The 14,824-nt window shown below is 65.2% G+C and carries 14 protein-coding genes and 1 pseudogene; 12 read left to right on the forward strand and 3 right to left on the reverse strand.

Going from position 1 to position 14,824, the window contains the following annotated elements:
- Positions 1–169, forward strand: a pseudogene (locus HNO81_RS20170) (nucleoside deaminase); the annotation flags it as partial.
- 66 nt (positions 170–235) lie between these two features.
- Here HNO81_RS20170 and HNO81_RS13545 read toward each other — a convergent pair.
- Positions 236–1,294 (reverse strand): LacI family DNA-binding transcriptional regulator, encoded by a 1,059-nt coding sequence (locus HNO81_RS13545; protein WP_175318695.1) that lies wholly within the window; start codon positions 1,292–1,294, stop codon positions 236–238.
- Positions 1,295–1,509: 215 nt separating this feature from the next.
- Here HNO81_RS13545 and HNO81_RS13550 point away from each other — a divergent pair, with 215 nt between their 5' ends.
- From HNO81_RS13550 to HNO81_RS13585, 8 genes are all read left to right on the forward strand, one after another.
- A complete protein-coding gene (locus HNO81_RS13550; RefSeq protein WP_175318632.1) occupies positions 1,510–1,992 on the forward strand; it encodes a hypothetical protein in 483 nt (160 codons plus the stop codon).
- 69 nt (positions 1,993–2,061) lie between these two features.
- Entirely contained in the window at positions 2,062–3,198 is a 1,137-nt protein-coding gene (locus HNO81_RS13555; RefSeq protein ID WP_371818261.1) for a substrate-binding domain-containing protein, read from the forward strand.
- A gap of 53 nt (positions 3,199–3,251) precedes the next feature.
- Positions 3,252–4,760, forward strand: coding sequence for a sugar ABC transporter ATP-binding protein (locus HNO81_RS13560; RefSeq protein WP_175318634.1), 1,509 nt, complete (start codon positions 3,252–3,254; stop codon positions 4,758–4,760).
- A gap of 2 nt (positions 4,761–4,762) precedes the next feature.
- Positions 4,763–5,749, forward strand: a complete 987-nt coding sequence (locus tag HNO81_RS13565) for an ABC transporter permease (protein WP_175318635.1) — start codon at positions 4,763–4,765, stop codon at positions 5,747–5,749.
- A 5-nt stretch (positions 5,750–5,754) separates the two neighbouring features.
- Positions 5,755–6,909 carry a Gfo/Idh/MocA family protein gene (locus tag HNO81_RS13570; RefSeq protein WP_175318636.1) on the forward strand — a complete coding sequence of 385 codons (1,155 nt, stop codon included), beginning with the start codon at positions 5,755–5,757 and terminating at the stop codon, positions 6,907–6,909.
- Positions 6,906–7,727, forward strand: a complete 822-nt coding sequence (locus HNO81_RS13575; protein WP_175318637.1) for a sugar phosphate isomerase/epimerase — start codon at positions 6,906–6,908, stop codon at positions 7,725–7,727. The genes HNO81_RS13570 and HNO81_RS13575 overlap by 4 nt, the downstream gene beginning before the upstream one ends.
- Before the next feature lie 65 nt (positions 7,728–7,792).
- Complete coding sequence (locus tag HNO81_RS13580) at positions 7,793–8,965, forward strand: Gfo/Idh/MocA family protein (RefSeq protein ID WP_175318638.1); 1,173 nt, start codon at positions 7,793–7,795, stop codon at positions 8,963–8,965.
- A gap of 71 nt (positions 8,966–9,036) precedes the next feature.
- On the forward strand, positions 9,037–9,363 hold the full coding sequence (locus HNO81_RS13585) for a putative quinol monooxygenase (protein WP_254703472.1): 327 nt from the start codon (positions 9,037–9,039) through the stop codon (positions 9,361–9,363).
- Between the two features lie 60 nt (positions 9,364–9,423).
- On the opposite strand, the gene HNO81_RS13590 is transcribed toward HNO81_RS13585, so the two are convergent.
- Positions 9,424–9,726, reverse strand: coding sequence for a YciI-like protein (locus HNO81_RS13590; protein ID WP_175318639.1), 303 nt, complete (start codon positions 9,724–9,726; stop codon positions 9,424–9,426).
- 198 nt (positions 9,727–9,924) lie between these two features.
- On the opposite strand from HNO81_RS13590, the gene HNO81_RS13595 reads away from it, so the two are divergent.
- From HNO81_RS13595 to HNO81_RS13605, 3 genes are read left to right on the forward strand one after another with little or no spacing between them, the layout of a single operon-like run.
- Positions 9,925–11,265, forward strand: coding sequence for an MFS transporter (locus HNO81_RS13595; protein WP_175318640.1), 1,341 nt, complete (start codon positions 9,925–9,927; stop codon positions 11,263–11,265).
- Positions 11,262–12,347, forward strand: coding sequence for a 2-hydroxyacid dehydrogenase (locus HNO81_RS13600; RefSeq protein ID WP_175318641.1), 1,086 nt, complete (start codon positions 11,262–11,264; stop codon positions 12,345–12,347). The genes HNO81_RS13595 and HNO81_RS13600 overlap by 4 nt, the downstream gene beginning before the upstream one ends.
- Positions 12,344–13,552 (forward strand): fumarylacetoacetate hydrolase family protein, encoded by a 1,209-nt coding sequence (locus tag HNO81_RS13605; protein ID WP_175318642.1) that lies wholly within the window; start codon positions 12,344–12,346, stop codon positions 13,550–13,552. The genes HNO81_RS13600 and HNO81_RS13605 overlap by 4 nt, the downstream gene beginning before the upstream one ends.
- Here the strand turns inward: HNO81_RS13605 and HNO81_RS13610 are convergent.
- Positions 13,549–14,763, reverse strand: a complete 1,215-nt coding sequence (locus tag HNO81_RS13610; RefSeq protein ID WP_175318643.1) for an aromatic acid/H+ symport family MFS transporter — start codon at positions 14,761–14,763, stop codon at positions 13,549–13,551. The genes HNO81_RS13605 and HNO81_RS13610 overlap by 4 nt on opposite strands.
- Positions 14,764–14,824 lie beyond the last annotated feature (61 nt).

Below are 14,824 nucleotides of genomic sequence, written 5' to 3' on the forward strand. Positions count from 1 at the left end.
GATCCCCCGCGTGGTGGTGGGGGAGGCCACGACGTTCGACGGCGAACTGGAGCTTCTGCGGTCACGCGGGGTCGAGGTGGTGGTGCTGGATGACCAGCGCTGCGTGGACATGATGGCTGCGTTCCAGGCGGACAAGCCGGAGCTGTGGGCGGAGGACATCGCCGAGTAACGCCGGCGCGGCAACCTGCACGCTCTCCTCCCAGCCGGCGCTGGCCCCAAGTCTCCCGGCCGCAATCTATTGGTGCGGGGACACCTGGCGGGTGCTGTCGCGGACCACAAGGACCGGTGCGATCGGGGTTCGGTCCACGTCCCGGCCCTCTATGGCGCCCAGCAGCACTTCCATGCTCATGAGTGCCAACGCCGGGAAATCCTGCCGGACCGTGGTCAGGGGAGGCAGGAAGTAGTCCGACCCCTCGATGTCGTCGAAACCTACCACGCTCACGTCCTCCGGGACCCGGATCCCGCTTTCAGCGAAGGCCCGTATCAGCCCCAGGGCCGTGTGGTCGCTGGCGGCGAAGATCGCCTGGGGCACCTTGTTTTCCCGCACCAGTTGAAGGGCGGTCTCGTAGGCCCACTTAGGGCTCCAGTCGCCCTCGAGGCACAGTCCTGGTTTCAGCCCGGCGTCGCGCAGTGCGGCCTCCCACCCGCGTTTACGCACCCGGCCGTCGAACCAGTCCATGGAGCCGGCGAAGTGTGCGATGTCGGTGTGGCCCCGGTCTATCAGGTGCTGGGTGGCCAGCCTGGCGCCCAGTTCCTGGTTTTCTGAATAGGTGAAGACGTTCGGCGTCGATGATGCTCCCGCTGCAATCATTTCCACGGGCACACGGCAGGAGGCATTCCAGACAGCTGCCGCCATGTCCACCATGGGGGCGATGACGATGATTCCCCCCACGCCGGTATCGTCCAAGGTGTCGAGAGCAGCCTGGACCGACTCTCCGTAAGGCTGTTCGACGCTAATGACAGTGGTGGCGTAGCCCTTCTTGCGTGCGATGTTCTCCAGGGCCATGAGCGTTCCCACCGGACCGAACCGGGGGGAGCCGTCCGACAGTATGCCGATGGACGTGGACCGGCTGGTGACCAGCGCCGTGGCTGCCCGGTTCCTGCGGTAGCCGATGTCCTTGATCACCTGCAGGACCCGTTGCCGCGTCGCCGCGCTGACGTCAGGCGCGTCATTGAGGACCCGCGAAACAGTACCGAAGGACACGCCGGCGATGTCCGCAACATCATTGATGGTGGGCTTCCGGCGCCGTGAGGCAACGCGCAGCTCCTCGGCCGCCTGATGCGGAACAGTCATTTCGGCCACGCTCTCTCCTGCCCTGCACGTCACGGACGCAACCTCTCGTCGCGCCTTTCGATCTTACGTCTGCCCGGGATTTCCGTGGCGCACAAAGAGCCTGAATGTGATGCTTGACACTAATCACCGTAAACGTTTACGATGATGTCCGTAAACGTTTACGGAAGGATCGTAAACGCTTACGACGACGTTTTTTCAACGAGGAAAGGAGCGGGATGTCGGACCAGATCGTCCACGCACTCGCGCTCGATCCGTACACCGGGTTTCGGGATGTGGACCAAGCCCAATGGGCAAATCTCGAGATGCTCCTGGAGGATACGGCGCCAAGCGATCTGGCTACCGCTGTCCGCACCTTTGTCTCCGCCGGCTCGTCAGCGGTCATCGGAATCTTCGAAGCAAACCGGCTGTGGGCCAGCCTGATCGTCTCCGTCGACAACACGGGCAAACCCGCGTCGGTGTCCACTCTCCGCGGCCCGGCCGCGGCGGCGGGCGCAGACATGGCACAAGCAGCCAACGAGGCGGTGCGGTGGGTCCAGGCCCACCTCGGGTCCTGTTCCCTGGGCTTCTTCGTCGACAAAGTACATGCAGAGGCGCTCCTGAGAGCTTCAGACAAGGCCACTGCCATCCGCACAGCCTCGGCGTCCGGCAGGCTCGTCCTGTCCCCGGTACCGCCGGCCCTGGCTATTGCCCTCGCCTGAACCCCCTCAGGCATTCACCCCATCCACCCAAAGCACTGGAGAACAATGATGATCCGCAGGCTTCCCTTTGTGGCTGTTGCCGCAGTCTTGTCCCTTTCCGTGGCGTCCTGCAGCAGTTCGACCACGGCCACGTCCAACGCCCCCGACGCCGGTGTGTCCAGCAAAGCCCAGCTGGCCCTTGACCAGATCAAGGGACAGGTCCTGAGCAAGGGCCCCAACGGCGAAACCCCCTCCCCGGCGTCCGCAGCCGACCTGACCCCCGAGGAGGTCGCGAAGGTCAAGGCGCTCAACGCCAAGGCGGCCATCGTGATGCACTACGGCGGAAACGACTGGGCCAACGCCCAAATCAACGGACTGAAAACCGAATTTGAAAAGCTCGGCGTCAAGGTCATCGCCACCACTGACGCGAACTTCAAGCCGGACAAGCAGGTCTCGGACATCGAAACGGTCATGTCGCAGAACCCCAACATCATCGTCTCCATCCCCACGGACCCCGTGGCTACGGCCTCCGCCTACAAGAAGGTGGCGGATGCCGGCACCAAGCTCGTTTTCATGGACAACATCCCCCAGGGGCTGACAGCCGGCAAAGACTATGTGTCCGTCGTTTCTGCTGATAACTACGGCAACGGCGTAGTCTCTGCCCACCAAATGGCAAAAGCGCTCGGCGGCAAGGGAAAGATCGGGGTGGTCTTCCACCAGGCCGATTTCTTCGTGACCAAGCAGCGCTACCAGGGCTTCAAAGAAACCATCACCAAGGAATACCCGGATATCAAGATCGTCGAGGAAAAGGGAATCGCCGGTCCGGACTTCGCCGGTGACGCGCAGGCTGCCGCCAACGCCATGCTTAGCAAGTACGCCGACCTGTCCGGAATCTGGGCCGTCTGGGACGTTCCCGCTGAAGGCGTCATGGCTGCAGCCCGGGCCGCGGGCCGGCCGGACCTGAAGATCGCCACGGAAGACCTCGGCAAGAATGTGGCCATTGCCCTGGCCAAGGACGAACTCGTCGTCGGCCTGGGAGCGCAGGTTCCGTTCGACCAGGGTGTCACGGAAGCACGGCTGGCAGCCGGAGCGCTCATTGGCAAGCAGGCGCCTGCCTACGTCGCGCTGAGTGCCCTCCCAGTTGACCACTCCAACGTCCTTGATGCCTGGAAGCAGGTCTACCACGAGGACGCCCCGAAGGACATTCAGGACTCCTACAAGAAGTAGCCAGGAACCGGCGGTGCGGGGGACCGCCCCCGCACCGCACCGAAAGGGCAACGATGAATACCGCAGACAATGTCGTCGAGATGCGCTCCATTTCGAAAAGCTTCAACGGCGTTCCCGTATTGAAGGATGTCAGTTTCGACGTCCGCAAGGGCGAGGTCCACGCGCTGGCCGGGGGCAACGGCGCAGGGAAGTCCACGCTCATGAAGATCCTCCAGGGCGTATACCAGGCGGACGCCGGCGAGATCCTCATAGGCGGCAAGCCGGCCGCCATCAACTCCATCCAGGACGCGAAGGCCGCCGGGATCGGGATGGTCTTCCAGGAGTTCAGCCTGGTACCGAGCCTGACCGTCGCGCAGAACATCTTCCTCGCAGCCGAACCGCTCGCCAAAGGCGGGCTCATCGACGACCGTGCCGCGGTGCGCCGCGCCAGGGAGGTCTTCAGTGAGATGGAGGTCGACGTCGACCCGCGCGCCGGAGTCGCACGGCTCGGCACTGCCTACTGGCAGCTGACCGAGATCGCCAAGGCACTCGCACAGAACGCCCAGGTGCTCATCATGGATGAGCCCACGGCCAGCCTTGCCCGGCACGAGTCCGAAGCGCTCTTCGAACTGATTGACCGCCTGAAACAGCGTGGCATCTCCATCATCTACATTTCCCACCGCATGGATGAGGTGTACAGGCTCGCGGACCGGATCACCATCCTCCGCGATGGACGCCACCTCCTCACCGCGCCGCTGACGGACGTCACTCCCGAAAAGATCGTGGAAGGCATCGTCGGAAAGAAGATCGAGGGCCAGCTTTCCTATCGTGCGCGGGATCATGAGGCCCACGATGGGGCTCCGTTGCTGGAGGTCCGGGGCCTCACTGCGGGCCACCGGGTGCGGGATGTGTCGTTCACGCTCCGGCCCGGCGAAATCCTTGGCCTGGCAGGGCTGATGGGCAGCGGCCGGACCGAACTGGCACGTGCGCTTTTCGGCATTGACAAGGTGGAAAGCGGCGAGGTCCTCATCCGGGGCAAAAAGGTCCACCTTGGCTCCCCGCAGCAGGCCATCAACGCCGGAGTTGCCCTTATCCCTGAGGACCGCAGGGCCCAAGGCCTTGTCCTGGAGCACTCCGTCCAGGACAACCTGCTGCTTCCCCTCCTCGGCCAGATCCAGCGGGGTCCCCTCCTGGACGGTGCGAAGGGGAAGGAATTGTCCTCGTCACTGATCAAGAGATTCGCAGTCAAGGTGGCGCATCCCCACCGGCCGGTGCGGCTTCTCTCGGGCGGCAACCAGCAGAAAGTGGTCATCGCCAAATGGTTGGGGACCGATCCGGACATCCTGATCCTGGACGAACCAACCGCCGGCGTCGACATCGGCACCAAGAGCGAAATTCTGGACATGATCCGTGAGCTTGCCAATGCCGGCAAGGCCGTCATCGTCATCTCCTCTGAGTACCCCGAACTACTTGCGGTCAGCGACCGCGTCCTCGTCCTCAAGGACGGCTCCATCATCCGTGACATCCCCCGCAGCGAGATCGCTGGCGAGGAATATCTTCAACTTGCAGCCCAGGGAGTCTGAAAGTGAGCAAGACAAACACCATCGCGCCCCGGAACACCGCGGCCCCCCGAAATTTTGGCACCACCCTCAAGGAACTCGACTGGCGGCGCTACGTCATCTACATCGGCTTCGTCGTTGTTTTCCTCTTCTTTGCAGTACTGCTCCGCGACCAGGGCTTCCTGTCGCCGAACAACCTCCTGAACATCTTCCGGCAGACCGCAACCATCACCGTCATCGCCGTCGGCATGACATACGTGATCGCATGCGCGGAGATCGACCTGAGCGTCGGATCCGTGGCTGGCCTCTCCAGCGTCTGCACGGCGATGGCCCTCTCCCAGTGGGGACTCGTCCCCGGCATCCTGGCGGGCCTCGCCGTCGGACTCGTCGTCGGATCCATCAACGGTGCCCTGGTCAGCCTCCTTGGCATCCCATCGTTCCTGGTGACGCTCGGCATGCTGGGCATAGCCGTCGGCGTCGCCCAGTGGATCACAGCCTCGGCACCGCAGCCCATCCTGAGCGATACCTTCAACACGCTCTTCGGATCCGGCAACTTCGGTCCCGTTCCGGGCCTGGTGGTCTGGAGCGCCATCTTCGTCGCCATCGGCGCCGTCGTGCTGAACCGCACCAGGTTCGGCCGCCAGGTCCTGGCCACGGGAGGCAACCGCAGCGCCGCCGAGTTCACCGGCATCAACACCAAGCGCATCAAATTCCAGGTGCTCCTCATCTCAGGAATGGCCGCGAGTGTCGCCGGCATGCTCTACGCCGGCCGGCTCCAGTCCGGACGGTTCCAGTGGGGCGCAGGCGACGAACTTTCCGCCATTGCCGCCGTCATCCTGGGCGGAACCAGCCTCTTCGGCGGATTCGGCTCCATCATCGGCACCCTCTTCGGCGCCCTGCTTATCGGACTCATCAACAACGGGCTCATCCTCGCCGGGCTCGACAGCAGCCAGCAGCAGGTGGTCCGCGGCGCAATCATCATCCTCGCTGTCGCCCTGGCCCGAAAGAAGTAGCAACCGTGACCTTCCAACTACGCGCCGGAATTATCGGCACAGGATTCATGGGTTCCGTCCACGCCCACGCGGTCCGCGCAGCAGGCGGGGTAGTCACCGCAGTCGCCGGGAGCAGCAAAGGGTCAGCGGAAGCAGCAGCCTCCGTGCTCGGCGCCCAGGCCGCAGCCGAATCCGCTGATGCACTGATCGCACGCGCAGACGTGGATGTGGTCCACATTTGCACTCCGAACGCGACCCACGCCGGCCTCGCACGCAAAGCCATTGCAGCAGGGAAATCGGTTGTGTGCGAGAAGCCCCTCGCCACCAGCGTTGAAGACGCCCGGGAACTGACCGAGCTCGCCGAGCAGGCAGGTGTTGTCACGGGCGTGCCGTTCGTCTACCGGTTCTATCCGGCCGTCCGCGAAGCCCGCGACCGGATCCTCCGCGGCGACGCCGGCCGCCTCTGGCTGCTGCACGGTTCCTACCTGCAGGATTGGCTGGTTGGCGCGGAAGCCACGAACTGGCGGGTGGACTCACAGCTCGGAGGAGCCTCCAGGGCGTTCGGAGACATCGGCGTGCACTGGTGTGACCTGATGGAGTTCACCACCGGACACCGAATCACCAGGCTGGTGGCGAAGACCAGCCGGGCCTACGACGAACGCGAAACCGGCGGACAGCTGTCCTCCGTTGCCACCGAGGACGGCGCCACGATCCTTTTCGAGACAGACAAGGGTGCCACGGGATCACTGGTGGTCAGCCAGGTCAGCCCCGGCAGGAAGAACCGCCTCTGGTTCTCCTTCGACGGAACCGAAGCGTCATTCAGCTTCAACCAGGAACAGCCGGACACGCTTCACATTGGCACCACTGGGTCCAGCTCCGACATCGCCGTCGGCCCTCAAACACTGGCAACGCCAGGCGGGCGGCGGTACAGCAAACTGCCGCCGGGCCATCCCCAGGGGTACCAGGACAGCTTCAACTCCTTCGTCGCCGACGTCTACGCAGCTGTTCAGGGACAACCACCGGAAGGGCTGCCCACGTTCCGCGACGGCCTGCGGGCAGCCCTCATCACAGATGCGGTCGTCACCTCCGCTGCACGGCAGTCGTGGGTTGATGTCCCCGGCAGTGAAACACACTTCGAATCACTCACGTCTTCCCCCGCACTTGAAAGGCAGAAGCAATGAAACTCGGTTACTGTTCCATCACCTGGGGCGGCGTCGTTGGCCATGCGCAGGGCGTGACGAGCGTCAAGGACCTCTTCTACCTGACCCACGGGTCCATGCGGGAAGCAGTCCAGGACATCGCGTCCGTCGGCTACCAGGGTGTCGAAATGTTTGACGGCAACCTCGCCGACTACGCGGAGAATCCCGACGAACTCAAGGAAATCCTGGCTACCGCCGGGGTGGAACTGACAAGCGTCTACACCGGCGCGAACTTCATCTACGCGGACATACTCCCCGACGAGCTGCACCGGATCCACCGTGCCGCCGAATTGGCCGCCGCCTTCGGAGCGGAACGGCTGGTAGTAGGAGGGGGAGCGCGGCGCGCCGCTGGAACCACCGACGACGACTACCGCCGGCTCGGCGAAGCCCTGGACAAGGTCACGGACATCGCCGAATCCTTCGGGCTGTCGGCAAGCTACCACCCGCACCTGAGCACCATCGTCGAAAGTCCGGAGGAACTGGACCGGCTGATGCCGCTCACGCGGATCGGTTTCTGCCCGGACACCGCCCACCTTGCGGCCGGCGGAGCAGACCCGGCCGCCGTCATTCGGAAATACGCCGACCGGATCCAGCACGTCCACCTGAAGGACTTCGAGAAAGACCCCTTCAATTTCCTGCCCCTGGGCCAGGGCGAGCTCGACTTCCCGGACATCATCGCCGCGATCCGGGAAAGCGGATATGACAGCTGGCTCATGGTGGAACTCGACAACTATGACGGCGACCCCCGGGAAGCCGCAGCACTCAGCAAGAAGTACCTCGAAAACCTCCTCTCCCACTAATTTCACCCGCCGGGGGAGTGCCACAGACGGCATCCGCCCCGCCTTCCGGAAGGAACAAGATCCACATGCAAAACCTCAACGTCGGCCTCATCGGAGGCGGTTTCATGGGCAAGGCCCACTCCCTGGCGTACGCTGCCATGCCTATGTTCTTCTGGCCTGCACCGGCACTGCCGGTCCGCAAAGTCATCGCTGAAGCCAACCCGGACCTCGCAGCAGAGGCGGCCCGCCGCTTCGGGTTCGAGAACTCCACCGCAGACTGGCGCAGCATCATCGACGATCCGGACATCCACGTTGTGGACATCGCCACGCCCAACCACCTCCATGCCGAGATTGCCATCGCCGCGGCCGAGGCGGGCAAGCACATCATCTGCGAAAAGCCCTTGGCCCGCACCGGCGAAGAATCCAAAGCGATGTACGACGCGGTCAAGGACAAGAACATCGTCCACATGGTTGCCTTCAACTACCGGCGAACGCCCGCAGTTGCCCTGGCAAAGAAATATATCGAGGAAGGGGCCATCGGGAAGATCCTCAGTTTCCGCGGCACCTACCTGCAGGACTGGAGCGCGGACCCCAGTTCACCCCTGTCCTGGCGCTTCCAGAAGTCCATCGCAGGTTCAGGCGCCCTGGGTGACATCGCCACGCACGTCATTGACATGGCCCGGTACCTCGTTGGCGAGTTCAGCGCGGTCAACGCCGTCCTGTCGACCTGGATCCCGGAACGCCCCCTGCAGTCGGGCGGGGCGGACGCACTCGGCAGCGTCCGGGGCGGAGAAGGCCCCCGCGGCGAGGTTGATGTCGATGATGAAGTCATGACCATGATCCGTTTTGCCAACGGCGCCGTGGGCTCGGTGGAAGCAACACGCAACGCCCACGGACGCAACAACTACATCACCTTCGAAATCCACGGAACCGAAGGGAGCATTGTGTTCAACTATGAGCGGCGCGACGAGCTGCAGGTCTGCTTCGCCTCCGACCAAGCGGACCGCCGTGGATTCCGGACTGTTTACACGGGGCCGGCACACCCCTACGGAGAAGCGCTCTGGCCCATCCCTGCCCTCGGCATCGGATACGGCGAAACGAAGATCATCGAGGCCCACGACTTCTTCAAGGCCATTGCAGAAGGCGGCAGCGTGAGCCCGAGTTTTGCCGACGGATACCAGGTTGCCCTCATTGACGACGCCATCGTCGAGTCCGCGGCCAAGGAATCCTGGGTCGACGTCCCGCAAATCACCGACTAACCCACACCCAGGGAGGGGCGGCACCCGGCCGCCCCTCCCTGGACCGCCTGACCAACATCAAGGAACACAAGATGACTCCCACTGCTATCCCGAACCGCCCAGAGACTGCAGAAGCGTGGCTCATGCCGGTCTTTGTTGCCAAAGCGGGCTGCGAGATCGAACTTCAGGAAGCCCTGCACCATCTGCAGGCGTCAAGCCGGAAGGACCCAGGGTGTCTGGAATACGCCGTCTTTGCAGATGGCCTCCAACCGGGCATCTATGTCCTTTTCGAAGGATGGGCCCGCCAGGAAGACCTCGAAGCACACAACGAGCAAGACCACGTAGTGGACTTTCTGCGTACGGTGGACCCGCTCCTGGCTGGACCGTTCTCCGTGACCCCGCTGGCACCTGTCATCTGACCGCACAGCCTGACCGCACAGCGCGCCAAGGAGACCCGCACCTCCTGTCCGACAACTCGGCTAGGGGCGGACCGGCGAGGCAGCCTCGTTGCCCAACACCGTGGTCCACGGGCTGGCGGTCCACGCCGTCACTACGCCGTTGATGACGTAGGGGTCGGCCGCAGCGAAAGCCTGAGCCGCCTCCACCGGGTTCTCGCCGGTGAAGATCAACAGCCCCTTGAACGGTCCTTCGCCGATGGCGCCGCCCAACAGGAGCTCGCCCCGTTCGACGGCCTCCCACCCCGCCCGGAGGTGGTCCGCGCGGTACTGCCCGCGGCTTTCGAGGTAGTCGTCCGCATAGGTGTATTCGAGTACGGCGTGCATGCGTGTCTCCGTTTCATTGGTTCTCTTCGTCGTTTGAAGCAGGATACCCACCCCTAAGCTAGGCGGTGAGCGGGCCACAGCCCGCCGGATGGGGGAATCATTCACACCCATTGTGACCCCCTTCACGTCCGATCAAAGACCCTATAGGATCTAGGATTGTGCAGCAGGGGGCTGCACGCGATCACAAGGGAGTGAGAAGTGCAGACGGAGACTTTCACCAAGAAGCCCAAAGAGTCGGCCACGCGCCGGACCATCAAGAACCTGCGGTGGTGGATCCTCGGCTGGGCCCTGGCCGCGGGAATCATCAACTACATGGACCGCAGCGCTATCTCCATCGCGGCGCCTGAACTGATCAAGGAATTCGGCCTCACCCGGACGGACATCGGGTTGCTGGGCACAGTATTCTCCTGGACCTACGCCTTCGCGCAGCTTCCCGCCGGGTGGCTGGTAGACAAGCTGGGCGCCCGGCGCATGTACTTCCTGGCCATCGCAGGCTGGAGCATCGCCACCGCGCTGATGGCCGTCGGCAGCCGGATGTGGCAGTTCATCACCTTCCGCTTCCTGCTGGGTATGGCAGAAGCGCCCAATGGTCCGGCATCTGCAAAGCTCACCGCCGACTGGTTCCCCCGGTCAGAGCGCGGGCAGGCCACCGCCATCTGGGACAGCGGCTCCAAGTGGGGCCCGGCCATCGCGCCGCCCATCCTGACCGCCATCATGCTCGCCTTCGGCTGGCAGGCCATCTTCCTCTTCCTCGGCGTCGCCGGCCTGGTCCTGGCGCTCGCCTTCTTCATGTACTACCGCGCGCCGGAAGAGCATAAGCGCGCCTCCGCCGAGGAACTGGACTACATCGAGAGCCAGCGCACCACCCAGCTGCTGTCCGCACGGAAAGTCTCCTGGCTGGCACTCTTCAAGCACCGCCAGATCTGGGGCATGATGGCCGGCTTCTTCTGCGTCATCTGGATCTGGAACATCTTCATCGTCTTCCTGCCCCTTTACCTGCAGGAAGAACGCGGCGCCAGCATTGCAAACTCCGGCTGGCTTGCCGCCCTGCCGTACCTGGGCGCTGCCATCCTGGGCATCACCGGCGGATGGGTCATGACCCGCTACTCCAAGAAGGCCGGACGTGATCCGCTGCTGGCCAAGCGCCACATCATGTCCATCGCCGCCGTCGTGGCCGGTGTCCTGATCTGCCTCATCCCGTTCGTCGATTCCCTTCCGCTGGCCATCGCCGTGATGACCGTTGCCCTGGGCTTCGTCGCCACCATGCAGGCCGCCGCCTGGGCCATGCCCGGCGACATCGTCGACAACTCCCAGGTGGCCTCCGTGGGCGCCATCCAGAACTTCGGCGGCTACTTCGGCGGCGCCTTCGCACCGCTCCTCACCGGTGTCATCGCCGACGCCACCGGCTCCTACGCGCCGTCGTTCGTGATTGGCGGCATCATCGCGGCCATGGCCGCGGTGGCCTACACCGTGCTGGTGCGCGAACCCATCCGCGACACGGCGCTGGCACCCAGCGAAGGGGACGGAACCAAAGCATGAGCATGGCAACCAATGAACGCACGACGCCGGCAATCACCGCGCGGAGGCCGTTCACCGTCGCGGTGACAGCGGACGCAGCCAGGCCGGACGGCAGCTCGATCCATGGCGACCTGGGCCTCCGGCGGCTTACCGATGGGGGAGTGGACTGGCATGTCCTGCCGTCCTATACGGACCCCATCCCGCCGGCGGACCTCGCCAGGGTGGACGCGGTGTTGTCCCTGGGGCACATCGCCTTCGATTCCCGCACCCTGGACCACGCCCCCGACCTGAAACTGGTCGCCCGGTTCGGTGCGGGCTTTGACACCATCGACCTCGCCGCCTGCACCCGTGCCGGCGTCGTCGTCACCAACACCCCGGACGCCATCCGCCGGCCGCTGGCCGTCGCGGGGCTGACCCTCCTGCTGGCCCTGTCGCACAAACTGCTGGCCAAGGACCGGCTCACCCGCACGTCCAACTGGGGAGCACGCGAACACTACCGGGGGGCGCCGCTCGTCGGCCAAACCGTGGGCATTGTGGGCTTCGGAAGCGTCGGCGCCGAGCTCGCCCGGCTGCTGGCCCCGCTTGGCATGAAGGTGGTGGGCAACAACCGCAGCGGCCGCCATCCGGAGGCCGGGGAGCTGGGATTGGAGCTGCTCGGACTGGAGGAACTCCTGGAACGGTCCGACTACGTGGTGCTGTGCGCAGCCCTCACCCACGAAACGGAAAAGCTCATCGACGCCGCCGCGCTGGCCCGGATGAAACCAACTGCCTACCTGATCAACATCGGGCGGGGAAGGCTGGTGGACACGGATGCCCTGCGGCAGGCTCTGCAAGCGGGCGGCATCGCCGGCGCCGGCCTTGACGTTTTCGAGCCGGAACCCCTGGAGCCCGATGACCTCCTGCTGACCTTGGACAACGTGGTGCTGTCCCCGCATTCACTGTGCTGGACCGAGGACTTCACCAGGGATGTTTCGGCTGCCGCCCTTGGTTCCATCCTGGCCATGGCGGCGGGGGAGAAGCCGGGCAACGTCCTCAATCCGGAGGTGTTTGAAACGCCGGCTTTTGCTGCAAAAGCGGCCCACCGGGAAGAGGCCCACAAGTGAATCCCGTGCCCCTCCGGCAGGCAGTCCCCGCTGACGGGGAGGGCGCTGTCCTGGTGGGCCGCGTCTGGGACCCGGTATCCGGCGGGCCCCGGGTGGTCAGCGTTCAAGGTGAGGACGTCGTCGATCTCACCCCAGAGGTTCCCACCGTTGCCGGCCTGATGGAGCGCGCCTGTCCCGCGCGCACCGTCCTGGAGGCCAGGGGCGCCAGGCGGTGGAACCTGCCGGAACTGCTGGAAGCATCACTGGCCGGAGACGCGGACCGTCCCCGGCTGCTGTCCCCGATAGACCTCCAGGTGGTTAAAGCCTGCGGCGTGACGTTCGTGGAATCCATGCTGGAACGGGTCATCGAGGAACGGTGCGGCGGCGACGCCACCCGCGCCGCCGAAGTCCGGCAAACCGTCGCAGATGCCCTGGGCGGCAGCCTGGATACCGTCCGTCCAGGGTCGGCCCAGGCACAGGAGATCAGGCAGGTGCTGGCTGCCCGCGGCATGTGGTCGCAGTACCTCGAGGTAGGCCTGGGCCCGGATCCGGAGGTCTTCACCAAGGCCCCCGTGCTGTCCACCGTGGGGTTTGGCGCCGAGGTGGGGATCCCGGCGTTCTCCTCGTGGAACAACCCCGAGCCGGAATTGGTGCTCGTGGTGGATTCCGCCGGCAACGTCCGCGGCGCAACCCTGGGAAACGACGTCAACCTCCGCGACGTGGAAGGCCGCAGCGCCCTCCTCCTGGGCATGGCCAAGGACAACAACGCCTCCTGCGCCCTGGGTCCATTCATCCGGCTCTTCCACGACGACTTCACCCTGGAATCCCTGCGGACGGAGGACATCACCCTCACCGTGGACGGGCTGGACGGGTACCGGTTGGAAGGCCGCAACAGCCTGGCCCGCATCAGCCGGCCCTTCGAGGAACTCATTTCCGCGGCCTGGGGCGCCCACCACCAGTACCCGGATGGGTTCGTGCTCTTCACGGGAACCCTGTTCGCGCCGACGCAGGACCGGGATACGCCGGGGCTCGGATTCACCCACAAACCCGGGGACCTGGTGACCATCAGCAGCCCCCACCTGGGCGCATTGGTCAACCGGACCCGACGGACAGAGGACCTGGCGCCGTGGACCTACGGCATCAGCAGCCTGTTCCGCTACCTCGCGGACGTCCGGGCCGCACCGGTGCACGGCAGTGAGGCTCCCCTCGGCGCGCGGACCGACTAGCCCGCCGGCGCCGGCTCCGTGGCGGCTACGGTGCGCGGCACGGTCACGAGTGCCACGGCGGCCAGGGCGCCCGCGGCCGCGAACGCGTAGAAGCCCCACGGGTAGGCGATGCCGGCTGCAACCAGGCTGCCGGTCACGGCGGGCCCGGCAATGGCGCCCACCCGGCCCACGCCGGCGGCGAAACCGAGGGCGGTTGCGCGCAGGCGGGCCGGGAACAGCTGGCTGACCCAGGCGTACACCAGCACCTGTGAGCTGAAGACAAACACACCGGTCACGAAGACCAGGGCATTGAGCAGGATGGCGTTGTCGACCTTCACGCTCAGCAGGGCCAGGCAGACGGCGGACAGTCCGAACCAGAGCAGCACGATCGGTTTGGTCCCATGCCGGTCGGCCAGGATGCCGGCGACGATGAGGCCCGCAACCGCGCCCAGGTTCAGCACCAGGAGCAGGGACAGGCCGGCGCTGACGGGGTATCCGGCGGACGCCATGAGCTGCGGCAGCCAGGTGTTCAGGCCGTACACCAGCAGGAGCCCCATGAAGGACGCGGCAGCGATCGCCACGGCCACCAGCGGGTACGGCTTCCTGCCCAGTTCGCGGACCCCGCTCTTCTCCTGCCTCGTCGCCTGGCGTTCCGCCGGCAGGGTTTCGGGGAGCTTGAACCAGAGGAACGGCACCAAGGCCAGGCCCGCGATGCCACCCACTATGAACATGGCCCGCCAGTCCGGGATGACCATCAGCGCCAGGAAAGCCGTGGCCACGGCGCCCGCGTGGTAGCCGGTCATGGTCCGGGTGGTGGACTTGCCGGCAGATCCGGCCGGGGCGTAGTCGTTCATGTAGGCCAGGGCGGCCGGAAGGCAGGCGCCGAGTCCCAGGCCGGCCAGCAGGCGGAACGTGCTGAAGACCGCCACGTTGGGAGCCCACACCACCGCGATGGTGAAGATGGAGAACCACAGGACGCAGGCCACCAGCAGCTTGCGGTGCCCGAAGCGGTCGGACAGCGGGGCGATGAACAAGGCGCCGAGTCCGACGCCGACCAGCGAGATGGTGGCAGCCAGGGTGGCGCCCACCGCGTCGAAGCCAAGTTCGCCGGTCTTGATGAGGGTGGGGATGACGGTGCCAAGCACCACCAGGTCGAAACCGTCCAGGACCATGGCCAGCCAGCAGAGCCAGACCGGCCAGCGGGACGCGCGGGGGGAGGGGGACGTCGTCATGTAATCCTCTTTGATCAGGGAAGCAGGAGCAGCATGCCTGGGTGCGAGCACCGTCACCAGG

Source organism: Pseudarthrobacter sp. C4D7 (assembly GCF_013359725.1).
Taxonomy (GTDB): domain Bacteria; phylum Actinomycetota; class Actinomycetes; order Actinomycetales; family Micrococcaceae; genus Arthrobacter.